The sequence below is a fragment of the Pseudomonas sp. NPDC089428 genome, assembly GCF_044749325.1.
Lineage (GTDB): Bacteria > Pseudomonadota > Gammaproteobacteria > Pseudomonadales > Pseudomonadaceae > Aquipseudomonas.
Genome location: NZ_JBIVHT010000003.1, coordinates 263392 through 288087 on the forward strand (window position 1 = coordinate 263392; position 24696 = coordinate 288087).

The following is a 24696-nucleotide window of genomic DNA, read 5'->3' on the forward strand; positions in this document are numbered from 1 at the left end:
GATGCCCCAGGTGATTTTCCTGCCGCACGAGAAGTTCTGCCCGGACGGGCTGGTGGTTGAGGTGGAGCCAGGGACCAACATCCTGGAACTGGCCCACGAACACCACATCGAGATGGAAAGCGCGTGTGGCGGTGTGTGCGCCTGCACCACCTGCCACTGCATCGTGCGCGAAGGCTTCGACTCGCTCGAAGAAGCCGACGAGCTGGAAGAGGATATGCTGGACAAGGCCTGGGGCCTGGAGGCGCAATCGCGCCTGGCCTGCCAGGTCATCGTCGGTGAGGACGACCTCACCATCGAGATTCCCAAGTATTCGCTCAACCACGCTGCCGAAGCGCCGCACTGAGGTTTGCCCCATGAGCCTGAAATGGATTGATGTACTTGAGATCGCCATCCAGCTTGCGGAAAGCAAGCCGGAAGTCGATCCTAAATATGTGAATTTCGTCGATCTGCACCGTTGGGTGCTGGCCTTGCCAGAATTCAGCGACGATCCGTCACGCGGCGGTGAGAAAGTGCTCGAGGCCATCCAGGCGGCCTGGATCGAAGAAGCCGACTAAGCGTGAAGCTGCAGGTTAGGCAATCCCCTGGAACCCGCGTATAATTCGCGGGTTTAATTTTTCGTAACACTCATATTCTGGAGTTTTCCATGGCTGTTCAACGTACTTTCTCGATCATCAAGCCTGACGCCGTTGCCAAGAACGTCATCGGCAAGATCACCACTCGCTTTGAAGAAGCTGGTCTGAAAATCGTTGCCTCGAAAATCAAGCAACTGTCCAAAGCCGAAGCCGAAGGCTTCTACGCCGAGCACAGCGCTCGTGGCTTCTTCGGTGACCTGGTTGCCTTCATGACTTCCGGTCCGGTCGTTGTTCAGGTTCTGGAAGGCGAAAACGCCATCGCTCTGAACCGTGAGCTGATGGGCGCTACCAACCCTAAAGAAGCTGCTCCAGGCACCATCCGTGCTGACTTCGCCGAGTCGATCGACGCCAACGCCGTTCACGGTTCGGACTCCGAAGCTGCTGCTGCTCGCGAAATCGCTTACTTCTTCGCTGCTACCGAGGTAACCACTCGCTAAGCGAAAGCTTAAGGGTGAAGGTGAATCCATGACGACATCTACCGGCAAAATCAACCTGTTGGGGCTGACCCTGCAGGAAATGGAACAGTTCTTCGACTCGATCGGGGAGAAGCGCTTTCGCGCCGGCCAGGTGATGAAGTGGATTCACCATTATGGCGTCGATGATTTCGCCGCCATGACCAATGTCGGCAAGGTCCTGCGTGAAAAGCTCGAGGCCGTTGCCGAGATTCGGGGGCCGGAAGTGGTCAGCGAAGACATTTCCGCCGACGGTACCCGCAAGTGGGTGGTTCGCGTTGCCTCCGGCAGCTGTGTCGAGACCGTCTACATCCCAACCGACGACCGCGGCACGCTCTGCGTCTCGTCGCAAGCCGGCTGTGCCCTGGACTGCAGCTTCTGCTCCACCGGCAAGCAAGGCTTCAACAGCAACCTCACCGCCGCCGAAGTGATCGGCCAGGTGTGGCTTGCCAACAAATCCTTCGGGACCGTCCCTGCCAAGATCGACCGCGCGATTACCAACGTGGTGATGATGGGCATGGGCGAGCCTCTGCTGAATTTCGACAATGTCATCGCCGCCATGAAGATCATGATGGAAGATCTTGGCTATGGCATTTCCAAGCGTCGCGTCACCCTGTCCACCTCGGGCGTGGTGCCGATGATCGACGAGCTGGCCAAGCACATCGACGTGTCCCTGGCACTGTCGCTGCACGCGCCGAACGACGAACTGCGCAACCAGCTGGTACCGATCAACAAGAAGTACCCGCTGAAGATGCTGCTCGAGTCGTGCATGGGCTACATGTCGACCCTGGGTGGCAAGCGCGTGCTGACCATCGAATACACCCTGCTCAAAGACGTCAACGATCAGCCTGAGCATGCGGCACAGATGATCGAACTGTTGCGCGACGTTCCGTGCAAGATCAACCTGATCCCGTTCAACCCGTTCCCGCACTCGGGTTACGAGCGCCCGAGCAACAACGCGATCCGCCGCTTCCAGGATCTGCTGCACCATGGTGGTTTCAACGTCACCACCCGCACCACCCGTGGCGACGATATCGACGCCGCCTGTGGTCAGCTGGTCGGCCAGGTCAATGACCGTACCCGCCGCAGCGAGCGCTACATCGCCGTCCGCCAGCTGTCCGCTGACGCCGATCTGCAAGACAGCGCAGTGCGCCACTGAGTCCGGCCTTGCCATGAGCCTGCGCGCCGCGCTGTCGATCCTTGCGCTTTCGCTGCTGGCCGGCTGCGTGTCGGGCGGCGCGAGCGACCCCCTGGCCAACCGCCAGGGGCGTACGGAGGCGGGGAGGGCCTACACGCAGCTTGGCCTGGGTTATTTGCAACAAGGTTTGACCGAACAGGCCAAGGCCCCATTGGGCAAGGCCTTGGCGCTGGATCCCGGGGATGCCGATGCCCACGCGGCTCTTGCTCTGGTGTTCCAGGCCGAAGGTGAACCTGCCCTTGCCGAGGCACACTTCAAAAAAGCGCTGGCTTCCCACCCGGACGACACGCGAATTCGCAACAATTACGGCAGTTTCCTATATGCTCAGCAACGTTTTGCCGAAGCCGAGCAGATGTTTCGCCTGGCCAGTGCCGATACCCTGTATCCTGAGCGCTCGCGGGTGTACGAGAACCTTGGCCTGACGGCCTTGAAGCTCGACGATCGCGACCAGGCACATGCGTATCTGACCAAGGCCCTGCAACTTAACCAGCGCCAACCCAGAGCGTTGCTGGAAATGGCTGAGTTGTCCTACGAAAACAGGCATTATGTGCCGGCCCGAGACTACTACGATCGTTTCAGCCAGTTGAGTGATCACAACGCCCGTAGCCTTCTGCTGGGCAGCCGTCTTGCCCGGGTATTCGACGAGCAGGGCACCCTGGCCGAACTGGGCCAGCAATTACAACGACTTTATCCCGGTACGCCGGAATATCAGCAATACCTGTCGGAGCAACGATGAAAGCCGCGCATCCCGAAGTAGCAGCAGCGACTGGCCAGAACCCCGGTGAGCTGTTGCGCCAGGCCCGCGAGAAACGGGAGTGGTCGCAAGCCGAGGTGGCCCGCAAGCTCAACCTCACCGTAAGTTCGCTGAACCACGTGGAAACCGGCGCCTTCGACAAGCTGCCCGGGCACACTTTCGCCCGCGGTTATATCCGCGCCTACGCCAAGTTGATGGACATGGACCAGGCTCCGCTGGTCGAGGCGTTCGACCAGTACACCGGCACCCACGCGAAAGGCAGCGAAGTGCATTCGCTGGGTCGTATCGAAGAACCCGTGCGTCTTTCGCACAACATCATGCGCGGTGTCACCCTGTTGCTGCTGGTCGCCGTGGTCGGCGGCAGCTTCATCTGGTGGCAGGACCAGGGCAGCATGAAAGGCAAGGACCTGGCCAAGATCGCCCTCGAGCACGTAGAAGTTGAAAGTGCCGACGGCACCACCCAGATCCACCCGCTGGACGAGCCTGAAGACCAGGCCGTAACGGCGGGCCAGCAGCCCGAAAGCGCGCCGCTGCCGCTGGAGCAGGCCCCTGCCGAGGCAGCTGCCGAAACCACCGGCGAGGCCGCCCCGGCCGCTGCTGCACCGGCACCGGCACCTGCACCTGCACCTGCTCAGCAGGCGCCGGCCCATGCTGTTGCGCCAACCCCGGTCCCGGCCCCGGCCGCTCCGGTAGCAGCCCCGGCCGCGCCGGTGGCCAGCGTGCCAGCCATCGCCGCCACCGAGCCTGCCGCCCCTGCGGCCGTGCCGGCCGGTAGCGCCAAGGTTGCAATCCAGTTCACCGCCGATTGCTGGACCCAGGTGTCCGATGGCAACGGCAAGGTGCTGTTCAGCGCCATCAAGCGCAAGGGGGACAACCTCGAGCTGACTGGCAAGCCGCCATTCGCGGTACGTCTGGGCTTTGCCCGTGGCGCCCAGGTCAGCTACAACGGCCAGGCCGTCGATGTTGCCCCGTTCACCAGTGGCGAGACCGCTCGCCTGAAGTTGGGACAGTAAGTCATGCACGGCGAATCTCCGATCAAACGTCGCGAATCCCGCAAAATCTGGGTCGGCAATGTGCCGGTGGGTGGTGATGCCCCCATCGCGGTGCAGAGCATGACCAACACCGACACCAACGATGTCATGGCCACCGTGGCGCAGATCCAGCGCCTGGTCGATGCCGGCGTCGACATCGTCCGTGTTTCGGTGCCGGACATGGACGCCGCCGAGGCGTTCGGCAAGATCAAGCAGCTGGTCACTGTGCCGCTGGTTGCCGACATCCATTTCGACTACAAGATCGCCCTGCGTGTGGCCGAGCTTGGTGTCGATTGCCTGCGCATCAACCCCGGCAACATCGGCCGTGAAGACCGCGTGCGCGCGGTGGTCGATGCCGCCCGCGACCGCGGCATCCCGATCCGCATCGGTGTCAACGCCGGCTCCCTGGAAAAGGACCTGCAGAAGAAGTACGGCGAGCCGACCCCGGCCGCGCTGGTCGAATCGGCCCTGCGCCACGTGGAGCACCTCGACCGCCTGGACTTCCAGGACTTCAAGGTCAGCGTCAAAGCCTCGGACGTGTTCATGGCCGTCGAAGCCTACCGCCTGCTGGCCAAGCAGATCATCCAGCCGCTGCACCTGGGCATCACCGAAGCCGGTGGCCTGCGCTCCGGGACGGTGAAATCCGCTGTCGGCCTCGGTATGCTGCTGGCCGAAGGCATTGGCGATACCATCCGTATCTCGCTGGCGGCCGACCCGGTCGAGGAAGTGAAGGTCGGCTACGACATCCTCAAGTCGCTGCACCTGCGTTCGCGTGGCATCAACTTCATCGCCTGCCCGAGCTGCTCGCGGCAGAACTTCGATGTGGTCAAGACCATGAACGAGCTGGAAGGGCGCCTGGAAGACCTGCTGGTACCGCTGGATGTGGCGGTGATCGGTTGCGTGGTCAACGGCCCGGGTGAAGCCAAGGAGTCCCACGTGGGGCTGACCGGTGGTACGCCGAACCTGGTCTACATCGACGGCAAGCCGGCGCAGAAGCTGACCAATGACAACCTGGTCGATGAGCTGGAGAAGCTCATCCGCCAGAAAGCGGCCGAAAAGGTCGAGGCTGACGCGGCGCTGATCGCGCGCAGCTGACACACAGATTCGTAAGGACTTTTCGTGAGCAAATCGCTGCAAGCCATCCGTGGCATGAACGACATCCTGCCAGAGCATTCGCCGCTCTGGCGCTACTTCGAAGGCACCGTTGCCGGCCTGCTGGACACCTACGGGTACAGCCAGATCCGCACGCCGATCGTCGAATTCACCGAGCTGTTCAAGCGCTCGATCGGTGAAGTCACCGACATCGTCGAAAAAGAGATGTACACCTTCGAGGACCGCAACGGCGATTCGCTCACCCTGCGCCCTGAAGGCACGGCCGCCTGCGTGCGCGCTGTACTGGAGCATGGCATCACTGGCAACGGCCAGGTGCAGAAACTCTGGTACATCGGCCAGATGTTCCGCCACGAGCGCCCGCAGAAAGGCCGCTACCGTCAGTTCCACCAGATTGGCGTGGAAGTGTTCAACCTGGACGGCCCGGACATCGACGCCGAGCTGATCATGCTGACCTGGCGCCTGTGGGGTTTGCTGGGCATCCAGGACGCGGTCAAGCTCGAGCTCAACAGCCTGGGCACCAGCGAAGCCCGCGCCCGCTACCGTGACGCGCTGGTCGAGTTCCTCTCGGCGCGCCTGGAGCAGCTCGACGAAGACAGCCAGCGCCGCCTCAAGAGCAACCCGCTGCGCATCCTCGACAGCAAGGACCAGGGCACCCAGGCGGTGCTGGTCGGCGCGCCGAAGCTGGAAGACTACCTGGACGAAGATTCCCGCGTGCACTTCGAGGGCCTCAAGGCGCGCCTCGACGCAGCCGGCATCCCGTTCGTGATCAACACCAAGCTGGTACGTGGCCTGGACTACTACAGCAAGACCGTGTTCGAGTGGGTCACCGACAAGCTCGGCGCCCAGGGCACCGTCTGCGCCGGTGGCCGTTACGACGGCCTGGTCGAGCAAATGGGCGGCAAGCCGACCACTGGTGTTGGTTTCGCCATGGGTATCGAGCGCCTGATTCTCCTGCTGGAAACCCTCGGCAAGGTCCCGGAGTCGATCAACCGCACCATCGACGTGTACCTGTGCGCCTTTGGCGAGCAGGCGGAACTGGCCGGCCTGCGCCTGTCCGAAGGCCTGCGCGACCGCTTGCCGGGCCTGCGCCTGGCGGTCAATGCTGGTGGCGGCAGCTTCAAGAGCCAGTTCAAGAAAGCCGACAAGAGCGGCGCGCTGTTCGCCCTGATCCTCGGCGACGACGAGCTGGCCAAGCAAGAGATCGGCTTGAAGCCCCTGCGTGGTCAGGGCGAACAACAGAACATTGCCTGGGATGCTCTGGCTGAGCACCTGGAAACCGCGATCGCTCAGGCGTAACGCGGTTCAACAAGCGAATAGGCGAAAAGGAGTATTGGGGTGTCGAGTACCGATGATGAACTGGCAGGGGTCAAGGACTGGTGGAACCGCAACGGCAAGCCGCTGCTGACCGGTGCCCTGCTGGCTGGCGTGGTGGTGTTGGGCTGGAATACCTGGCACAAGTACCAGAGCAACCAGTCGCAAGGTGCCTCGCAGCTGTATCAGGCTTTGCTTGAGACCAGCCTGACGCCAAGTGGCCAGCCTGACGCAACCAAGGTCGCGGAACTGGCCGGCAAGCTCAAGAGCGAGTTCGGCGGTACGGCGTACGCCCAGTACGGCAGCCTGTTCGTGGCCAAGGTCGCTGTCGAGAGCGGCAAGCTCGACGACGCTGCTGCCGAGCTGAAAAGCGTGCTGGACAAGCCGGCTGACGTCACCCTGGGTGAAATCTCGCGCCAGCGCCTGGCACGTGTGCTCGCCGCCCAGAACAAGGCCGAAGAGGCCCTCAAGCTGCTCGACGGCGACGCTGACAAGGCGTTCCTGGCCAGCCGCGAAGAATTGAAGGGTGACCTGCTGGTGCAGCTGGGTCGCGGCGACGATGCCCACAGTGCCTACGAAAAAGCCAAGGCCGCGCTGTCTGACGAAGCAGCGGTCGGTGGCCTGCAACTGAAGCTGGATGACCTGGCCAAAGGGGACGCGTAAGTGATCGGTTGGAAACAAGCAGCAGTGCTGACCCTGGCCGTGCTGGCCGCAGGTTGCAGCAGCAACAGCAAGAAGGAACTGCCTCCGGCCGAGCTCACCAAGTTCACCGAAGAAGTGGTGCTGAAAAAGCAGTGGAGTCGTTCGATCGGTGACGGCCAGGGCGAAACCTACAACACCCTGGTTCCGGCCATCGAGAACGACCGTATCTACGCATCGGACGTCAACGGCGAAGTCTTCGCCCTCGACCGCATCACCGGTGACGTGGTGTGGAAGAAGGACCTGGACAAGCCGGTTTCCGGCGCGGTCGGTGTCGGCTATGGCCTGGTCATGCTCGGCACCCTCAAGGGTGAAGTGATCGCCCTGGATTCCAGCACCGGTGAGGAGCGCTGGAAAGCGCGCGTCACCAGCGAAGTGCTGGCTCCGCCCGCCAACAACGGTGACGTTGTGGTTGTGCAGACCCAGGATGACCGCCTGATCGGCCTGGACGCCGCTACCGGCGACCGCCGCTGGATCTACGAAAATACCCCGGCCGTGCTGACCCTGCGTGGCACCGGCGCGCCGATCGCCACCAACCGCCTGGCCGTCGCCGGCCTGTCCACCGGCAAGGTGGTGGCGGTGGACATCAACAACGGTGTGCCGGTGTGGGAGAGCCGCGTGGCCATCCCGCAGGGCCGTTCCGAGCTGGACCGCGTGGTCGACATCGACGGTGGCCTGCTGCTGTCTGGTGGTACCCTGTATGTCAGCACCTACCAGGGCCGTGTAGCGGGCCTGGACCTCGAAAGCGGACGCGTACTGTGGCAGCGTGATGCTTCCAGCTACGTGGGTGTCGCCCAGGGCTTTGGCAACGTCTATGTCAGCGAAGCTACCGGTACCGTTGAAAGCGTCGATGAGCGCTCTTCCAGCGCCCTGTGGAGCAACGATTCGATGGCTCGCCGCCAGCTGACCGCCCCCGAGGTGTTCTCCAGCTACGTGGCGGTCGGTGACTTCGAGGGTTACCTGCACCTGCTGAGTCAGGTCGATGGCCGTTTCGTCGGCCGTGAACGTATCGACAGCGATGGCCTGCGCGCCCGCCCACTTGTGGTCGGCGACACCATCTACGTCTTTGGCAACAGCGGCAAGCTCGAGGCACTGACCATCCGCTGAAGCTATGCTTGAAGCCTTGCCGGCTTCAGGCCGCGGCGTAGGATACGCCGCCCGAACTCCGGCCGCTGCCTTGCAGCGGCCTTTGCATTTTCAAGAATTCTAGAGTGGAGAGCCGATGGTTCCCGTAATCGCCCTGGTGGGCCGCCCGAACGTCGGCAAATCCACCATGTTCAACCGCCTGACCAAGACCCGCGATGCCATCGTCGGTGACTTGTCGGGCCTGACCCGCGACCGCCAGTATGGTGATGCCACCTGGCAGGGTCGTTCCTTCATCCTCATCGACACCGGCGGTATCACCGGTGACGAAGTGGGCATGGACGAGAAGATGGCCGAGCAGTCGCTGATGGCCATCGAAGAAGCCGACTATGTGCTGTTCCTGGTCGACGCCCGCGCCGGCATGACCGCCGCCGACCAGATGATTGCCGAGCACCTGCGCAAGCGCAACAAAGAGGCGATCCTGGTCGCCAACAAGATCGACAACATCGACGCCGACGTCGCTTGCGCCGAGTTCTCGCCGCTGGGCATGGGCAACGCCATTCCGGTGGCCGGCTCCCAGGGCCGTGGCATCAACGCGCTGATGGAAGCTGTGCTTGGCCACATCCCGCGTGACCAGGTCGAGGAAGCACTGGACGCCGAGGTCGCCGAAGGCGAGGAAGCGGTGCGCATTCCAGGCCCGAGCGAAAAGGACGGCATCAAGATCGCCATCATCGGCCGCCCGAATGTGGGCAAGTCGACCCTGGTCAACCGCATGCTCGGTGAAGAGCGCGTGGTGGTGTACGACCAGCCGGGCACTACCCGCGACAGTATCTACATCCCGTTCGAGCGTGATGACGAGAAGTACACCTTCATCGACACCGCCGGTGTGCGCAAGCGCGGCAAGATCCACGAGGAAGTCGAAAAGTTCTCGGTGGTGAAGACCCTGCAGGCGATCAAGGACGCCAACGTGGTGATCTTCGTCATGGATGCCCGCGAAGGCGTGGTCGACCATGACCTCAACCTGCTGGGCTTCGCCCTGGAAGCCGGCCGCGCCATCGTCATCGCCCTGAACAAGTGGGATGGCATGGAGTCGGGCGAGCGCGACTACGTGAAGACCGAGCTGGAGCGCCGGCTGTTCTTCGTCGACTTCGCCGACATCCACTTCATTTCCGCCCTGCACGGCACCGGCGTGGGCCACCTGTACAAGTCGGTGCAGGCCGCGTTCAAGTCGGCGGTCACCCGCTGGCCGACCAGCCGCCTGACGCAGATCCTCGAAGATGCCGTCAGCGAGCACCAGCCGCCGCTGGTCAATGGCCGCCGCATCAAGCTGCGCTATGCCCACCTCGGTGGTGCCAACCCGCCGCTGATCGTGATCCACGGCAACCAGACCGACAAGATTCCGAAGTCGTACTCGCGTTACCTGGAAAACACCTACCGCCGCGTGCTGAAGCTGGTCGGTACGCCGATCCGCATCGAGTACAAGGGCGGTGAGAACCCATACGAGGGCAAGAAGAACACCCTCACCGATCGCCAGGTCAACAAGAAGCGCCGCTTGATGTCGCACCACAAGAAGGCCGAGAAGAAGCGCCGCGACAAGCGCTGATTCCGCGTCAGCTTCTTCGCGGGCGAGCCCGCTCCCACAGGTAATGCACAGTATTCGAAATCTGTGAGGTTCATGTGGGAGCGGGCTTGCCCGCGAATGGGGCCTTTGATCCAGCGCAATCCCCCTATTGTTTCAACCTTTTTCCTGACCGCTCGATCCGCTATGCTCGGACTCCACCCCGTGCCGGATACACCCCAGGAAAGAGGGCTCCATGATCCGCAGCAAACTGCCGAATGTCGGCACGACCATCTTCACCACCATGTCCCAGCTCGCCATGCAGACCGGCGCGCTCAACCTGTCCCAAGGTTTCCCCGACTTCAACGGCCCGCAGGCACTGCTCGATGCAGTCGGCCGACACGTGGCCGCCGGGCATAACCAGTATTCGCCGATGACCGGTTTGCCGGCCTTGCGCCAGCAGGTGGCGGCCAAGGTCGCGCGGCTGTATGGCGCCCAGGTCGATGCCGACCAGGAAGTGACCATCACCCCAGGCGCTACCGAAGCGATCTTCTGCGCCATTCAGGCGGTAATCCACGCCGGCGACGAGGTGATCGTCTTTGATCCCTGCTACGACAGCTACGAGCCTTCTGTAGAGCTGGCGGGCGGGCGTTGCGTGCATGTGCAACTGAGCGACGGTGACTTCCGCATCGACTGGCAGCAGTTCAGCGATGCCCTGAGCCCACGCACGCGGATGGTGATCCTCAACTCACCCCACAACCCCAGCGGTGCGCTGATCAGCCGTGAAGACCTCGACCAGCTGGCGCGGCTGATCGGCGACCGCGATATCTACCTGGTCAGCGACGAAGTTTACGAGCACCTGGTCTACGACGGCGTGCGCCATGCCAGCGTGCTCGCCCACGAGCAGCTGTACCAGCGGGCATTTGTCGTCAGTTCGTTCGGCAAGACTTACCACGTCACCGGCTGGAAAACCGGCTACGTGATAGCGCCGCCGGCCTTGAGCGCCGAGCTGCGCAAGGTGCACCAGTACGTCAACTTCTGCGGCGTGACGCCGCTGCAATGCGCATTGGCGGACTTCATGGCCGAGCACCCGGAGCACATCGATGAGCTGCCGGCCTTCTACCAGGCCAAGCGCGACCTGTTCTGCGACCTGCTCGAAGGCTCACGTTTCAGCTTTACCCGCACCGCAGGCACCTATTTCCAGCTGGTGGACTACTCGCAGATCCGCCCCGACCTGAACGATGTCGACATGGCCTTGTGGCTCACCCGTGAACACGGTGTGGCGACCATCCCGGTGTCGGTGTTCTACCAGCAACCCATCCCCGAGCAACGCCTGGTGCGCCTGTGCTTTGCCAAACGTGAGGAGACGCTGCGTCAGGCAGCGGAAAAACTATGCGCGATCTGAGTGCACTGCCCAACCTGAAAGTCGCCCTGGTCCAGACCACCCTGGCGTGGCATGACCGTGAGGCCAACTACGCGCATTTCGAGGTGTTGCTGGACCAGGCCCGTGGTGCCGATCTGGTGGTGCTGCCGGAGATGTTCACCACGGGTTTTTCCATGCAGTCGGAAGCCTTGTGCGAGCCTGAGAACGGCCCGACCTACAAATGGCTCAAGGCCCAGGCCAAGCGCATCGATGCGGTGATTACCGGCAGCGTGATCATCCAGGCCGCCGACGGCAGCCACCGCAACCGCCTGCTGTGGGCGCGGCCGGATGGCGAGATCCTGCATTACGACAAGCGCCACCTGTTCCGCATGGCGGGCGAGCACAAGCACTACACCCCGGGTGAGCGCCAGGTGCAGTTCGAGGTCAAGGGGTGGCGGGTGCGCCCGCTGATCTGCTACGACCTGCGTTTCCCGGTGTGGAGCTGTGATGCCCAGGACACCGACCTGCTGCTGTACACCGCCAACTGGCCCGCGGCACGGCGCCAGCACTGGAACCGGCTGTTGCCGGCGCGGGGTATCGAGAACCTGTGCTATGTGGCGGCAGTGAACCGGGTGGGTACGGACGGCAAAGGCTTTGCCTATTCCGGCGACAGCCAGGTGCTGGACTTCCAGGGCGAAAGCCTGCTCAGTGCAGGGGAGGCCGACGGGGTGTTCACTGCAGTGTTGAGCGCGGCGGAGCTGGCGGCCTACCGCACCAAGTTCCCGGCCAACCTGGATGCCGATACCTTCGAGCTGCACTAATACAGAGCCGGCCTCTTCGCGGGCTTGCCCGCGAAGAGGCCGGCCCTTGGTTACCTCAACGTCCGATCAGTACACATCCCGCCGATACCGCCCATCCTCGACGAGCTGCTGCACCGCTTCTTCCCCAAGAATGCCCTTGAGCGCTGCATCCACGCCAGCCGCCATCCCTTGCAGGCTGCCGCAGACATACACGCAAGCCCCGTCAGCCACCCAGCGCTTGAGTTCCTCGGCGTGCTGCAGCAGCACATCCTGCACATACACTTTCTCGGCCTGATCCCGCGAAAACGCCAAGTCCAGCCGCGCCAGGTCGCCGCTGTCGAGCCAGCTCTGCAGCTCTGCGCCACACAGCAGGTCATGCGCCCGGTTGCGTTCGCCAAACAGCAGCCAGTTGCGCTGTTCGCCAGCATTGATCCGCGCCCGCATCAGGCTGCGCAGGCCAGCCAGGCCGGTGCCGTTGCCGATCAGGATCATCGGTGCCGCCGTGTCCGGGAGGTGGAAACCACTGTTGCGGCGCAGGCGCAGGCTCAAGGTGCCGCCCTGCGGCAGGTACTCGGTCAGCCAGCCGGAACCCAGGCCGAGGTTGCCGTCGGCATGGCGCTCCTGGCGTACGATCAGTTGCAGCACGCCATCGCTGGCGATCGAGGCAATCGAATACTCGCGGCTGCCGATCGGCACCAATGCATCGACCAGCGCTTGCGGGTGCAGGCCGATCAGGTGATCGCGACGGCTTGGCAACTGGCGGCCAGCCAACGTCTGGCCCAAGGCTTGCTGCAGGCCTTCGATGTGGACGATGGCCTTGGCGTCCAGTGCCATGCCGTCGAGGAACGCATCGATCCGTGGCTGGCCATTGAGTGGCAGGATTTCCACCAGATCTCCGGCTTCCCAGCTGGCCGGTTGCTCGGGTTGCAGGCCCAGCAGGTAGACCGGTTGGCCCTGGCTGCCTGGGTTGAGCAGGTCGCGCTGCACCAGGGTCCAGTTGCCGAAACTTGGCGGCTGCCAGGCGCTGACGGGCTGGGCACCGGTCAGTTGCGCCAGTTCCTGCTGCCACTGTTGCAGGGCGGCCTGGTCAGCGTTGTCCACTTCCACCGGGCTGAATGCGCTGCTGGCGCCACGCTCGGCAAGCCACGCCTGCAGGCGCCGGGCGAAGCCGCAGAAGTGCGGATACTGGCGGTCGCCAAGGGCGAGCAGGGCATAGTTGAGGTTGCTCAGTGCCCAGGGTTGGCCGAGGACCTTGCGTTCGAAGCCGCGGGCGCTGTCGGGCGCTTCGCCGTCGCCGAAGGTGCTGACCACGAACAGGGCGCGGCGCGTCTGGCGCAACTCGTCTTCACCCAGGTCGGCCAGGGCGCGTACCTGTACCGGCAAGCCGGCGGCCTGCAACTGCCCGGCACTTTGCCAGGCCAGCTGCTCGGCTAAGCCACTCTGGCTGGCGAAGCCGATCAGCCAGCTGTCGCCGCTGGCCTGGGTACTGCCGACATTGTCGCGGGCGGCACGCACCTGGCGCTTCTTGCGCCGGCGGTCGAGGTACAGCAACCAGCCAGTGACGAAGAACAGCGGCATGGTCAGGCTGGCGAGGGTGACGATGATGCGCCCCGGCAGGCCGAAGTATTCGCCGACGTGCAGGGCGTAGACGCTCTGCAGCAGCTGCGCCTTGAACGACTTGTCGGTGTAGCGGTCCTGACTTTTGACCTGGCCGGTGGCCGGGTCGAGCACCAGGGTGTTGAACGCGCGCGGGTGGGCGGCGTCCTCCAGCAGATAGAACAGGTTGGCCGGCTGGCCGCCCGCCGGCGGCAGGCGCAGGTTGTACATGGCCAGGCCCGGGCCGGCAGCGTCCTTGAGGTTGGCCCAGATGGCGTCGTAGTCGACCACCAGCGGCGGCGCGTTCTTGTCGACCTTGGGTGGCCCGTGGCGGCCACGGCCTTCGCCACGCTTCTGCTGCTGCCCGGCGGCGGGTTCGTCTGCCAGCAGTTTGTTAAGCCCTGAGCGATACCATTCGTAGGACCAGAACAGACCGGTCAGCGCGAACAGCAGATAGAACAGCAGGCACCAGGTACCGGCTACGGCATGCAGGTCCCAGTTGAAGGCGCGGCCTTTCTTGGCCCAGTCGAAGGTCAGCCAGGTGCGCCAGTTCAGCGCCTTGCGCGGCCAGCGCAGGTACAGGCCGGACAGGCAGAAGAACACCAGCATCAGGGTGCAGGCACCGGTGATCTGGCGGCCAGTGTCGCCCATGGCGAGGAAGCGGTGCAGGGTCAGCATCAGGTTGAAGAAGCCTTGCCCGCTGGCCTCGCCCTTGAGCTCGCCGGTATACGGGTCGGCATAGCGCAGTGCGCCGCGGCGTTCACCCGGCGGTGGTGTGAAGAACACCCGCGCGGCGTTGCCTTCGCGCACGTCCACCCATAACATCGACACCTTGTCGCCTTGCTCAGCCTCGACCCGGCGCACCAGCTCGGCCGGTGGCAGCACGCCCTCGGCGCGCACCTCGACCTTGAGCACATCGACGTTGAAGGCGCGCAGCAGCTCTTCCTGGAACGAGTACAGCGCACCGGTGATGCCCATCAAGGCCAGCACCAGGCCAGCGGTAATGCCAAAGAACCAGTGCAGCTGGAACAGTGTCTTCTTCACCACATCTCTCACCTTGTGTAGCTGCCACAGACTACGCGGCGTGCATTATGCCTTGATACGCAAAAGCCCCGCTCACAGGTATGAACGGGGCGGGGGTGGGCTTCGTTTATGTCTGTTCCGGCCTCTTCGCGGGCAAGCCCGCGAAGAGGACGGTTCAGGCTAGCCCAACCCCATCATCAGAAGTGAACGCTGGTGGTCAGCAATGCCGTCCTGCCCGCCGCCTGGTTGGCGAAGTGGGTGGAGAAGGCCTTGTCGTAGTACACCTCGTTGGTCAGGTTCTGCACGTTCAGCTGCAGGTCGACGTTCTTGGTCAGCTTGTAGGCGGCCATGGCGTCGTAGCGCACATAGCTGTCGACCATGGTGGTGTTGGCCACGCTGCCGTACACATCATCCACGTAGAACGCACCGCCACCGACAGTCAGCTTTGGCGTGATCGAGTAGGTTGTCCACAGGCTGGCGCTGTTGTTCGGCGTGTTCGGCAGCTGGTTGCCGTCGTTGGCCTTGCCCAGCGGGCCGCCGTCGATCTGGCGCGCTTCCATGTAGGTGTAGCCGGCGAACACCTGCCACTTGTCGGTGATCTTGCCGCTGGCCGACAGCTCGATGCCCTGTACGCGGGTTTCGCCGACGTTTTCGTAGCTGGTGGTGTCCACCTGGACGCGGGCGTTTTCCTTCTCGGTGCGGAACAGCGCGGCGGCCAGGGACAGGCGCTCGTTGAGCAGGTCCCACTTGGTGCCGATCTCGTAGTTGGTGGTTTCTTCCGGCTCCATGTCGCTGCTCAGCAGGTTGCCGGAGCGATCGGTGGTGTTGCCCAGCGGATTGCCTTCAGTGCCTTCACCGAGCATTGCACCAGGTGGGGTTGCTGAGGTCGCGTAGGACACGTAGATGCTACCGTTGTCGGCCGGTTTCCACACCAGGCCCAGCTGGCCGGTGACGAACTCACTGGTGTCCTTGCCCTTGGAGGCAACGCCCTTGCTGTTCACCACGGTGGCGCCGGCGGCGTCGTAGGTGCGGTACTCGGTGTCGAAGTGGTCGTAACGCAGGCCCATGTTCAGCAGCCACTGAGGCGACAATTCAAGCGTGTCGAACACGTAGATCGCACGGGTGTTGCTCTTGGTGTCGGTACCTGCATAGTTGCGCGCAATGCTGCCGTTCCACGGATCATCCGGGTTCGGATTGCTCAGCGAGGTGCAGTTGTAGCCGCTGGTGGCGCCGATCATGCCGGGGGTGCAGTTGGTGTTGGCTGCGCCACCCGGAACGGTATCGGTGTCTACGGTGTAGGAAGAGCGGTCGCTTTCTTCACGGCTCAATTCGATACCGGTAGAGAAGCTGTTCTTCATGCCGCCCAGGTAGAACTCACCAAACAGGTCGGTCTGGTTGGTGGTAGTGGCGGTGTTGCCAACGCGGGTGTTGGCACGGCGCCAGACGCTGCCGTTGTTGACGTTGCCCTTGCTGTCATCGGGCTGGGTCAGGATGTAGTCCTGCATGCTGTTGCCGTGACGGAAGGTGTTCTTGATGGTCAGCGAGTCGGTCAGGTCGTGCTCGATGGCGAAGGTGGCGATATCCACGCGGCTCTTGCGGAAGTCGCGGTCGGTCAGGCCGTAGAAGTTGTCGCTGTCGCCGCCGTCGTATGGCTTGCTCGGGTGAGCAGAGGTCCGCGCAGCGCTGCCAGCGGTCGGGATGGTGTACGGGATGCCCGAATCTGGCAGGTCGTCGCTTTCGAGGTGGTAGTAGTCGAGGTTGACCCGGGTCGCGGTGCCCAGGCCGAAGGCCAGCGACGGGGCGATACCCCAGCGGTCGTAGTTGACCTTGTCACGGCCGGCAACGTTGCTTTCGTGGGTCATCAGGTTCAGGCGGCCGGCAACGGTGTCACTGAACTGGTAGTTGCCATCGAAGGTGTAGCGCTGGGTCTGGTCGCTGCCCCAGGTCCAGGCACCGTCGAGCGAGTTGCCCAGGTGCGCGCGCTTGCTCACCAGGTTGATGGTGCCGCCAGCGGCACCGCGGCCACCGATGGCCGAGTTCGGGCCCTTGGCCACTTCGACCGATTCGATGGCGAAGATTTCGCGGGTCTGGGCGCCGGTGTCGCGTACGCCGTCCAGGTAAGTGTCACCCTGGGCGTCGAAGCCGCGGATGAACGGGCGGTCGCCTTGCGGGTTGCCGCCTTCGCCGGCACCGAAGGTGATGCCAGGCACGGTGCGCAGGGCGTCCTGCAGGGTCAGGGCGTTGGTGTCCTTGATCACTTGCTGCGGGATCACGGTGACCGAGCGCGGGGTGTCCACCAGCGGTGCGGTGTACTTCTGCGAGGAGGCCTTCTCGACCTTGTAATCGGTGCTGGCCTGCTCAGCCTTGCCATTGACGCTGGTGGCGTCCAGGGTGATGGCGTTGCTGGCAGCCGGGTCAGCCGCGTAAGCGCCCGAAGCGCTGAGGGCGACACCGATGGCCGAAACGATCAGGCGTGGTGAACTCACTGCAGATGGTACGTGACGCATTGTTGTAGGCCTTCCCCAAGGTGTGAAGGCCGCGGATGTTAATGTAAGGATTTGTAAGGCACAATTGAGACTCGTTACCATTCGCTATGAATTTACAATCTTTACATATTCTCTTTACGTTTTGTGGACGCTGAATCGTCTAAAGCGCAGCCAGGGCTTGTGCGGCGTAAAAGGGAATCAATATCATTGACGCTTTACGGATCTTAACGGTGCCGCCGCCATGCTGCTTCATATCCCAGGGTTGTTCGACGCCGATGAGCTGGCCCGTATTCGCGAGGCGCTGGAGCAGACCGACTGGGCCGACGGCAAAGTCACGGCCGGCTACCAGTCGGCCAAGGCCAAGCACAACCTGCAACTGCCGGAAGGGCACCCGCTGGCCAAGGAGATCGGCAGCGCACTGATCGACCGCTTGTGGCAGAACCCGCGTTTCATGTCGGCGGCCTTGCCACACAAGGTGTTCCCGCCATTGATCAACTGCTACCGCGAGGGCGGCAATTTCGGCTTCCACATCGACAATGCCCTGCGCCAGCCCAAGGGCAGCCCGGAACGGGTGCGCACCGACCTGTCCTCGACCCTGTTCCTCAGCGACCCGGACAGCTACGACGGCGGCGAACTGGTGATTCAGGACACCTACGGCCTGCAGCAGGTCAAGCTGGCGGCCGGCGACCTGGTGCTGTACCCCGGCACCAGCCTGCACAAGGTCAACCCGGTGACCCGTGGTGTGCGCTACGCGGCGTTCTTCTGGACCCAGAGCCTGGTGCGCGAGGACAGCCAGCGGGCCTTGCTGTTCGAGATGGACAATGCCATCCAGCAGCTCACTGCCGATGTGCCAGACCACCCGTCGCTGCTGCAACTGACCGGCACCTACCACAACCTGCTGCGCCGCTGGGCCGAGGTCTGAGCCATGTCCTATCAGTTGCGGCGTGAAGAAGTGGTGGATGCTGCCGGCCTGCAGGCCATGCTCGAACACAGCCCCGGCAAGGCGGCCCAGGCGATCCTGGCAGCGGCGGGGGAGGGCATGGTCGAGGCGCAGTTGCTGCTCGGGCAGATCCTGCTCGATGGCCGGGGTATCGAGCAGGATGCCGGCGTTGCCCGGCGCTGGTTTGGTATTGCCGCGCAGGGCGGCAGTGCCATGGCGCACAACATGCTCGGTCGTTGCCTGGAACATGGCTGGGGGGGCGAGGTGAACCTTGCGCAGTCGGCCATTCATTATGCACGGGCGGCCGATGCCGGGCTGGACTGGGGGTTGTACAACCTGGGCAACCTGCTGGCCACCGGGCGTGGGCTGCCGGCCAACCAGGCCCAGGCGCTGGCCTGTTACGAGAAGGCCGCGCAGATGGGCCATGCCAAGTCGATGAACCTGTATGGGCGTTACCTGGAGCATGGCATCGCCACCGCGCCGAGCCCGGTGCGGGCGGTACGCTGGTATCGGCGCTCGGCCGAGGGGGGGGATTTTCGCGGGATGTTCAGCCTGGCGATGGTGCTGGCCGAGCGTGGGGAGTTAGTGGAGGCCGGGGCTTGGCTGGAGAAAGCCAAGGTCGAGGGGAACCTTAATTTCCTGCGCAGTGCCTTGGTGACCTTGCAGGGGGCGGGGCCGGCGTTGATGGCCTTTGCCGGGAGCTATGCCCAGGAGCTGGAGCGGCGCGAAATCTGATGTTGACTGGGCCGGCCCCTTCGCGGGCAAGCCCGCTCCCACAGGTACAGCGCCAGTTTTCAATGTAGCGCCGTCCCTGTAGGAGCGGGCTTGCCCGCGAAGAGGCCGGTGCAGGAGAGCACAAATGAAAACGGGGCCTTTCGGCCCCGTTTCGCATTACAGGTAGTAAGCCTTCAGCGGCGGGAAGCCGTTGAATTCCACTGCGCTGTAGCTGGTGGTGTAGGCACCGGTCGACAGCCAGTACAGGCGGTCACCGATGGCCAGGTTCAGCGGCAGGCCGTACTTGTAGTTTTCGTACATGATGTCGGCGCTGTCGCAGGTCGGGCCGGCGATGACCACTTCTTCGGCTTCGCCTTTCTTCTCGGTCCAGATCGGGAACTTGATGGCTTCGTCCATGGTTTCGATCAGGCCGGAGAACTTGCCCACGTCGGTGTAGATCCAGCGCTCGACGGCGGTGCGCGACTTGCGCGCGACCAGCACCACTTCGCTGACCAGGATACCGGCGTTGGCGATCAGCGAACGGCCTGGCTCGAGGATGATTTCTGGCAGGTCGTCACCGAAGTCTTCCTTCAGGAAACGGATGATTTCTTCGGCGTAGGTCTCGAGGCTGTTGGTACGGGTGATGTAGTTGGCCGGGAAGCCGCCACCCATGTTGATCAGCTTCAGCTCGATGCCGTCTTCTTCCTTGAGGCGCTCGAAGATCACCTTGACCTTGGCGATGGCCGCGTCCCACACGCTGATGTCGCGCTGCTGGGAGCCGACGTGGAAGGAGATGCCATAAGGCACCAGGCCCAAGTCACGGGCAAGGATCAGCAGGTCCATGGCCATGTCGGTCTGGCAGCCGAATTTGCGCGACAGCGGCCAGTCGGCAGTGGTCGAGCCTTCGGTGAGGATACGCACGTATACTTTCGAGCCCGGCGCGGCCTTGGCGATGTTGCGCAGGTCGGCTTCCGAGTCGGTGGCATACAGGCGCACGCCCTTCTCGTAGAAGTAGCGGATGTCCTTGGACTTCTTGATGGTGTTGCCGTAACTGATGCGGTCGGCGCTGACACCACGGCCCAGGACCTTGTCCAGCTCGTAGATCGAGGCGATGTCGAAGCTCGAACCTTTCTCTTTGAGCAGGTCGATGATCTCGACGGCCGGGTTGGCCTTGACCGCGTAGTACACCTTGGCGAACTCGAAACCAGCGCGCAGGTCGTCGTAGGCCTGGCTGATCATCTGGGTGTCGATGAGTACGAACGGGGTTTCCTGCTTGTCGGCGAACGCCTTCATTTTCTGGAAGGTGTCACGCGCGAAATAGTCTTCGACCTGGATCGACATGCTCAGGGACTCCATGGGCAAACTGAAAGAATAAGTGGCTGCAAACTGAACGTCCTCCGTATCCCCACTTTGGTTCGCCTACTCAGTACTTGAGCCGGATGGATCGTTTCCAGCATGGACGTTCGGCGCGCACTTTAGGGCGTGAAGAATGCAGAATCAACAGGCAATCCGGGTGCGATCGTCGTGGATCGACGCCCTACCAGCTGAATAACCGACTCGCATGACCGACTGATGTTCCTCACGGTGTTTCAAGCGTAAAAAATTGTGGAATGGAGCGTTTTGCCCCCTTGGCAGGCAAGCCCCTTTTTACAGGCATCACACGTTTTCCGCGGCAACGGGCTTGCCCACGAAGGGGCCCGAGGTGTTCATATTTATGGCCACGTTTCCTGGTACTCACGTACATGAAATCAGTCATAAATTTTTTGTTACCGACTGGCGGATTTGCTGGTTTTGATGAGAAACATTACTATTCGCACCCTCATCCGCCTCCCTGACGACCCCCAACGTGTCCGGACCCAAAGGCTTCCTCGACCACTACCATGAGCTGATCGGCACCTGGACGCGCAAGCTGCGCAATCGTCAGCAGGCCGAGGACCTCACCCACGACGCCTTTGTAAGGGTGTTGGAAAACCCGCGCGAGCAGGTCGAGCAACCGCGCGCCTACCTGCACCAGACGGCCCGCAACATCGCCGTGGATGGTTTCCGCCGCGAGGACCGGCGCCAGGCCCTGGCGCAGGAAACCTTCGACGAGGGCGTGGCCACCAGCGACGACCCGGAAGCCTACGTGCATGCCCTGGAGCTGGCCGAAAGCGTCGAGCGGGCGCTGGCCGAGTTGCCGCTGAACTGCCGCCGGGTGTTCATCTGGCAGAAGCTCGAAGGCCTGAGCCAGGCTGAGATCGCCGAACGCATGGGTGTGACCAAGAACATGGTCGAAAAGTATATGATCCGCACGCTCCGGCATCTGCGTGAGCACCTGGATGTGTCGGCATGATGAGTCAGGAGACCTTTCCCATGAAACAGCACGGTTCCGAGACCGTCCGTGAGCAGGCGGCCGCATGGTTCGTCCGCATGCAGGACGCGCCGCGCGATGCCGCGCTGCAAAAGCAGCTGCGCGCCTGGCTAGCCGCCGACCCCAGCCACCGTGCCGAGTACGATGCCCTGGCCACGGTCTGGAGCGCGGCTGAACTGATCCCGCGTCAGCGTCTCGAAGCACTGTGCGAGCCGGCCCCGGTGCGCCCGTTACCGCAGCGGCGCCTGGTGCGCCAGGCGCTGGCGGCGAGTGTGGCAGTGGTGGCGCTGGGGCTGGGCTGGACGGGCTGGCACTACCAGCGGCTCAATCACCAGGGCAGCCTGCAGACCGCCTTTGGCGAGCGCCGTCAGGTCGAACTGCCCGATGGTTCGCACCTGGAGCTCAACGGCGCAACCCAGCTGCACGTCGATTTCAGCCCAGGCCGCCGACACATTCAGCTGAACGCAGGTGAGGCGATGTTCATCGTCGCCCACGACAGCAGCCGCCCGTTCGTGGTCGATACCGCCCAAGGCAGCGTGACCGTGACCGGCACCCGTTTCGATGTGCGTCTGGACCCGGCCGCTACCCGGGTGGCGGTCGAGCAGGGTTCGGTGCGTGTGCAGGGCAGCGACGCCTCGCTGGCGCAACTGGGCGCTGGCCAGGGTTCGTGGATCGATGCGCAGGGCCAGGTCGCTGCGCCTTATGCGGTCAACACCGCAGCCCTGACGGCCTGGCGCCAAGGCAAGCTGGTGTTCGACAACGCCACCCTCGCCGACGTGGTGGCCGAAGTGTCGCGCTACCGCGCCCAGCCATTGCGCGTGGCACCTGGCAAGGCTGCCCAGATGCGTATCTCCAGCACCTTCAGCACCGATGACACCGACGCGCTGTTGCGCGCCTTGCCGAGCATCCTGCCGGTGGCGATCAAGGCCCATGAAGACGGCTCCCGCGAAATAATCGCGAAATAGATTCAGGTTTTTTTCCGCTCGTTCGTCTTCCCCGCCAGCTGCAACTGCCAAGCATTTCCATTTGCATGCAGTTGGCGTTTATTCCTTCTTCAGGATGTTTCGACGACGTGAACAACAACAAACCTTTTCCACCCCTGAGCGCGCTGGCCCTGGCCCTGGCGGTCAGCACCGCGGCCGTCAACGCCCAGGCCGAGCAGGCCGGCAACGCGATCCAGATCCAGGCGCAACCTTTGGCCTCGGCACTGAGCCAGTTGGGCCAGCAGACCAGTCTGCAGCTGTTCTTCAGCCCTGAACTGGTGGCTGGCAAGCAGGCCCCGGCGGTGTCCGGCAACCTGGCACCCGAGCAGGCGCTGCAGCAACTGCTGCAAGGCAGCGGGCTGACCTATGAAAAGTCGCAAGACACGGTGGTGGTAAAGCCGGCCCAGGTAGCCGGCACGCTCACCACCGGCAGCCTGGAGCTGGCGCCCACCGACGTGAAGGTGGTCGGTGACTGGCTGGGCGATGCTGACCAGGCCGTGGTGCAGAACCACCCCGGCGCGCGCACCGTGGTGCGCCGCGAGGCGATGGTGGAGAAGGGCGCGATGAACGTGCGCGATGTACTGCGTGGCATCCCGGGCGTGCAGGTGCAGGACAGCAACGGCACCGGTGGCAGTGACCTGTCGCTGAACGTTGGCGTGCGTGGCCTGACCTCGCGCCTGTCGCCGCGCTCGACCGTGCTGATCGACGGCATTCCGGCTGCGTTTGCGCCCTATGGCCAGCCGCAACTGTCGATGGCTCCGATCTCTTCGGGCAACCTCGACAGCATCGACGTGGTGCGCGGTGCCGGCTCGGTGCGCTATGGCCCGCAGAACGTCGGCGGCGTGATCAACTTCGTCACCCGAGCGATCCCCGAGAAGGCCTCGGCGCAGCTGTCCACCACCTTGGAAACCTCCCAGCATGGTGGCTGGAAGCACACCGAGTCGGCTTTCGTTGGTGGCACCGCCGACAACGGCATGGGCGTGGCCCTGCTGTACACCGGCGTGAACGGCAACGGTTACCGCGAAAGCAACAACGGCAACGACATCGACGACGTCATCCTCAAGACCCACTGGGCGCCGACCGACGTCGACGAATTCTGGCTCAACTTCCACTACTACGATGGCCGTGCCGACATGCCCGGCGGCCTGACCCAGGCCCAGCACGACAGCAACCCCTACCAGTCGCTGCGTGATTACGACTATTTTGCCGGGCGGCGCAAGGATGTGTCGTTCAAGTGGCAGCGCCAGCTCGACGATGCCACCCAGTTCGAAGTGCTGACCTACTACACCGACAGCTTCCGTGGCAGCGCCATTGCCGCGCGCGACATGAAGACCCTGTCGTCGTACCCGCGCAACTACCACACCTTCGCCATCGAGCCGCGGGTGTCGCGGATCTTCTTCGCCGGCCCCACCACCCAGGAAGTCAGCGTCGGTTATCGCTACTTGAAAGAAGCGATGCGCGAACAGTCGACCCGCCTGGCGCTGATCGACAACGTCCCCACGCCCACGCCGACCTCCGACGGCCACGTGTTCCAGGACCGCAGCGGCGGCACCGAAGCCAGCGCCTACTACATCGACGACAAGATCGATGTCGGTAACTGGACCATCACCCCGGGCATCCGCTTCGAGCACATCAATACCGACTGGCGCGACCGCCCGGTGCTCGGCACCAATGGCCAGCCGGTGCCGGAGAAGAACCGCAGCATCACCAGCAACGAGCCGCTGCCCGCGCTGAGCGTGATGTACCACCTCTCCGATGCCTGGAAGCTGTTCGCCAACTACGAGACCTCGTTCGGCAGCCTGCAGTACTTCCAGCTGGGCCAGGGCGGTACCGGCAACAGCACGGCCAATGGCCTGGAGCCGGAAAAGGCCAAGACCTACGAACTCGGCACCCGCTATGACAACGGCGGATTCGCCGGCGAACTGACCGCGTTCTACATCGACTTCGATGACGAACTGCAGTACATCAGCAACGACGTGGGCTGGACCAATCTTGGGGCGACCAAGCACCAGGGTATCGAGGCTTCGCTGCGCTATGACCTGGCAGGGCTGGACCCGCGCCTGGAAGGGCTGTCGGTAAATGGTGGCTACACCTACACCCGCGCAACCTATGAAGGGGATATCCCGGGCTTCAAGGGCCGTGACCTGCCGTTCTATTCACGTCAGGTGGCCACTGCCGGTGTGCGCTATGCGATCAACCGCTGGACCTGGAATCTGGATGCCTATGCCCAGTCCAAGCAGCGTGCGCCGGGGACCGGCATCAATGCCGATGGCAGCTTCAATGGTGACTACATCACCGAGCCGAGTGCCGATGGGCAGTACGGCGACATTCCGGGTTACGTGACCTGGCATGCCCGTGGCGGGTACGAGTTCGGGCCGGATATGTCCAACCTGAAGCTGGCGGCGGGGGTTAAGAACTTGTTCGACAAGCAGTACTTCACCCGCTCCAGTGACAACAATGCCGGCATTTATGTGGGTGAGCCGCGGACCTTTTATGTGCAGGCCAGTGTAGGGTTCTGACCAAGATCGCCGGGGCCGCTGTGCGGCCCATCGCCGGCAAGCGCGGCTCCTACAGGTCCTCTGCAAGCCTCAAGGTTGGCGCTGTACCTGT

21 protein-coding genes are annotated in these 24696 nt (G+C 63.3%); 18 read left to right on the forward strand and 3 right to left on the reverse strand.

All coding sequences use genetic code 11. From position 1 onward, the window contains the following. The first annotated feature begins 1 nt into the window (after nt 1). The 13 genes from fdx (at nt 2) to ACIPZ5_RS07615 (ending at nt 12015) form a co-directional block, all read left to right on the forward strand. Nucleotides 2-343: an ISC system 2Fe-2S type ferredoxin gene (fdx, locus tag ACIPZ5_RS07555; protein ID WP_054887566.1), complete on the forward strand. Its 342-nt coding sequence runs from the start codon at nt 2-4 to the stop codon at nt 341-343. A gap of 10 nt (nt 344-353) precedes the next feature. Continuing rightward, the gene (gene iscX, locus ACIPZ5_RS07560; RefSeq protein WP_016393987.1) at nt 354-554 is read left to right on the forward strand and encodes a Fe-S cluster assembly protein IscX; all 201 of its coding nucleotides are present in this window, start codon (nt 354-356) and stop codon (nt 552-554) included. An 89-nt stretch (nt 555-643) separates the two neighbouring features. Continuing rightward, nucleotides 644-1069, forward strand: a complete 426-nt coding sequence (gene ndk, locus ACIPZ5_RS07565) for a nucleoside-diphosphate kinase (RefSeq protein WP_011532343.1) — start codon at nt 644-646, stop codon at nt 1067-1069. 28 nt (nt 1070-1097) lie between these two features. Then, a complete protein-coding gene (gene rlmN, locus ACIPZ5_RS07570) occupies nt 1098-2243 on the forward strand; it encodes a 23S rRNA (adenine(2503)-C(2))-methyltransferase RlmN (RefSeq protein WP_400807592.1) in 1146 nt (381 codons plus the stop codon). A 13-nt stretch (nt 2244-2256) separates the two neighbouring features. Then, a complete protein-coding gene (gene pilW, locus ACIPZ5_RS07575; protein ID WP_400807594.1) occupies nt 2257-3018 on the forward strand; it encodes a type IV pilus biogenesis/stability protein PilW in 762 nt (253 codons plus the stop codon). Then, nucleotides 3015-4049 carry a RodZ domain-containing protein gene (locus tag ACIPZ5_RS07580; RefSeq protein WP_400807596.1) on the forward strand — a complete coding sequence of 345 codons (1035 nt, stop codon included), beginning with the start codon at nt 3015-3017 and terminating at the stop codon, nt 4047-4049. The genes pilW and ACIPZ5_RS07580 overlap by 4 nt, the downstream gene beginning before the upstream one ends. 3 nt (nt 4050-4052) lie before the next feature. Continuing rightward, nucleotides 4053-5162, forward strand: a complete 1110-nt coding sequence (ispG, locus tag ACIPZ5_RS07585) for a flavodoxin-dependent (E)-4-hydroxy-3-methylbut-2-enyl-diphosphate synthase (RefSeq protein WP_261942755.1) — start codon at nt 4053-4055, stop codon at nt 5160-5162. 24 nt (nt 5163-5186) lie between these two features. After that, nucleotides 5187-6476 carry a histidine--tRNA ligase gene (gene hisS / locus ACIPZ5_RS07590; RefSeq protein WP_400807598.1) on the forward strand — a complete coding sequence of 430 codons (1290 nt, stop codon included), beginning with the start codon at nt 5187-5189 and terminating at the stop codon, nt 6474-6476. A 39-nt stretch (nt 6477-6515) separates the two neighbouring features. Beyond that, nucleotides 6516-7154 (forward strand): tetratricopeptide repeat protein, encoded by a 639-nt coding sequence (locus ACIPZ5_RS07595; RefSeq protein WP_343595469.1) that lies wholly within the window; start codon nt 6516-6518, stop codon nt 7152-7154. Further along, entirely contained in the window at nt 7155-8297 is a 1143-nt protein-coding gene (gene bamB, locus ACIPZ5_RS07600; protein ID WP_343595467.1) for an outer membrane protein assembly factor BamB, read from the forward strand. 115 nt (nt 8298-8412) lie between these two features. Next, complete coding sequence (der, locus tag ACIPZ5_RS07605) at nt 8413-9876, forward strand: ribosome biogenesis GTPase Der (protein ID WP_400807601.1); 1464 nt, start codon at nt 8413-8415, stop codon at nt 9874-9876. Between the two features lie 211 nt (nt 9877-10087). Continuing rightward, a complete protein-coding gene (locus tag ACIPZ5_RS07610; protein ID WP_343595465.1) occupies nt 10088-11236 on the forward strand; it encodes a pyridoxal phosphate-dependent aminotransferase in 1149 nt (382 codons plus the stop codon). Further along, nucleotides 11224-12015 (forward strand): amidohydrolase, encoded by a 792-nt coding sequence (locus ACIPZ5_RS07615; RefSeq protein ID WP_400807603.1) that lies wholly within the window; start codon nt 11224-11226, stop codon nt 12013-12015. The genes ACIPZ5_RS07610 and ACIPZ5_RS07615 overlap by 13 nt, the downstream gene beginning before the upstream one ends. A gap of 66 nt (nt 12016-12081) precedes the next feature. On the opposite strand, the gene ACIPZ5_RS07620 is transcribed toward ACIPZ5_RS07615, so the two are convergent. After that, nucleotides 12082-14637, reverse strand: a complete 2556-nt coding sequence (locus tag ACIPZ5_RS07620) for a PepSY domain-containing protein (protein WP_400807606.1) — start codon at nt 14635-14637, stop codon at nt 12082-12084. Between the two features lie 173 nt (nt 14638-14810). Beyond that, the gene (locus ACIPZ5_RS07625; protein WP_400807609.1) at nt 14811-17120 is read right to left on the reverse strand and encodes a TonB-dependent receptor; all 2310 of its coding nucleotides are present in this window, start codon (nt 17118-17120) and stop codon (nt 14811-14813) included. Between the two features lie 220 nt (nt 17121-17340). On the opposite strand from ACIPZ5_RS07625, the gene ACIPZ5_RS07630 reads away from it, so the two are divergent. Both ACIPZ5_RS07630 and ACIPZ5_RS07635 read left to right on the forward strand, forming a co-directional pair. Then, nucleotides 17341-18021, forward strand: coding sequence for a Fe2+-dependent dioxygenase (locus tag ACIPZ5_RS07630; RefSeq protein ID WP_343595457.1), 681 nt, complete (start codon nt 17341-17343; stop codon nt 18019-18021). 3 nt (nt 18022-18024) lie between these two features. Further along, nucleotides 18025-18774 carry a tetratricopeptide repeat protein gene (locus tag ACIPZ5_RS07635; RefSeq protein ID WP_343595455.1) on the forward strand — a complete coding sequence of 250 codons (750 nt, stop codon included), beginning with the start codon at nt 18025-18027 and terminating at the stop codon, nt 18772-18774. Nucleotides 18775-18930: 156 nt separating this feature from the next. Here the strand turns inward: ACIPZ5_RS07635 and ACIPZ5_RS07640 are convergent, their stop codons facing one another. Continuing rightward, nucleotides 18931-20094, reverse strand: a complete 1164-nt coding sequence (locus tag ACIPZ5_RS07640; protein WP_025337787.1) for a type III PLP-dependent enzyme — start codon at nt 20092-20094, stop codon at nt 18931-18933. Nucleotides 20095-20599: 505 nt separating this feature from the next. Here ACIPZ5_RS07640 and ACIPZ5_RS07645 point away from each other — a divergent pair. The 3 genes from ACIPZ5_RS07645 (at nt 20600) to ACIPZ5_RS07655 (ending at nt 24605) form a co-directional block, all read left to right on the forward strand. Then, nucleotides 20600-21085 carry a sigma-70 family RNA polymerase sigma factor gene (locus tag ACIPZ5_RS07645; protein ID WP_343595452.1) on the forward strand — a complete coding sequence of 162 codons (486 nt, stop codon included), beginning with the start codon at nt 20600-20602 and terminating at the stop codon, nt 21083-21085. 20 nt (nt 21086-21105) lie between these two features. After that, nucleotides 21106-22068, forward strand: coding sequence for a FecR family protein (locus ACIPZ5_RS07650; RefSeq protein ID WP_400807612.1), 963 nt, complete (start codon nt 21106-21108; stop codon nt 22066-22068). A 107-nt stretch (nt 22069-22175) separates the two neighbouring features. Further along, nucleotides 22176-24605, forward strand: a complete 2430-nt coding sequence (locus tag ACIPZ5_RS07655; RefSeq protein ID WP_400807613.1) for a TonB-dependent siderophore receptor — start codon at nt 22176-22178, stop codon at nt 24603-24605. Nucleotides 24606-24696: the final 91 nt, after the last annotated feature.

Bases quoted from the DNA above. Each gene is read 5' to 3' on its own strand.
- fdx (WP_054887566.1), top strand. From the start codon at position 2: ATGCCCCAGGTGATTTTCCTGCCGCACGAGAAGTTCTGCCCGGACGGG.
- iscX (WP_016393987.1), top strand. From the start codon at position 354: ATGAGCCTGAAATGGATTGATGTACTTGAGATCGCCATCCAGCTTGCG.
- ndk (WP_011532343.1), top strand. From the start codon at position 644: ATGGCTGTTCAACGTACTTTCTCGATCATCAAGCCTGACGCCGTTGCC.
- rlmN (WP_400807592.1), top strand. From the start codon at position 1,098: ATGACGACATCTACCGGCAAAATCAACCTGTTGGGGCTGACCCTGCAG.
- pilW (WP_400807594.1), top strand. From the start codon at position 2,257: ATGAGCCTGCGCGCCGCGCTGTCGATCCTTGCGCTTTCGCTGCTGGCC.
- ACIPZ5_RS07580 (WP_400807596.1), top strand. From the start codon at position 3,015: ATGAAAGCCGCGCATCCCGAAGTAGCAGCAGCGACTGGCCAGAACCCC.
- ispG (WP_261942755.1), top strand. From the start codon at position 4,053: ATGCACGGCGAATCTCCGATCAAACGTCGCGAATCCCGCAAAATCTGG.
- der (WP_400807601.1), top strand. From the start codon at position 8,413: ATGGTTCCCGTAATCGCCCTGGTGGGCCGCCCGAACGTCGGCAAATCC.
- ACIPZ5_RS07610 (WP_343595465.1), top strand. From the start codon at position 10,088: ATGATCCGCAGCAAACTGCCGAATGTCGGCACGACCATCTTCACCACC.
- ACIPZ5_RS07615 (WP_400807603.1), top strand. From the start codon at position 11,224: ATGCGCGATCTGAGTGCACTGCCCAACCTGAAAGTCGCCCTGGTCCAG.
- ACIPZ5_RS07625 (WP_400807609.1), bottom strand. From the start codon at position 17,120: ATGCGTCACGTACCATCTGCAGTGAGTTCACCACGCCTGATCGTTTCG.
- ACIPZ5_RS07630 (WP_343595457.1), top strand. From the start codon at position 17,341: ATGCTGCTTCATATCCCAGGGTTGTTCGACGCCGATGAGCTGGCCCGT.
- ACIPZ5_RS07635 (WP_343595455.1), top strand. From the start codon at position 18,025: ATGTCCTATCAGTTGCGGCGTGAAGAAGTGGTGGATGCTGCCGGCCTG.
- ACIPZ5_RS07640 (WP_025337787.1), bottom strand. From the start codon at position 20,094: ATGTCGATCCAGGTCGAAGACTATTTCGCGCGTGACACCTTCCAGAAA.
- ACIPZ5_RS07650 (WP_400807612.1), top strand. From the start codon at position 21,106: ATGAAACAGCACGGTTCCGAGACCGTCCGTGAGCAGGCGGCCGCATGG.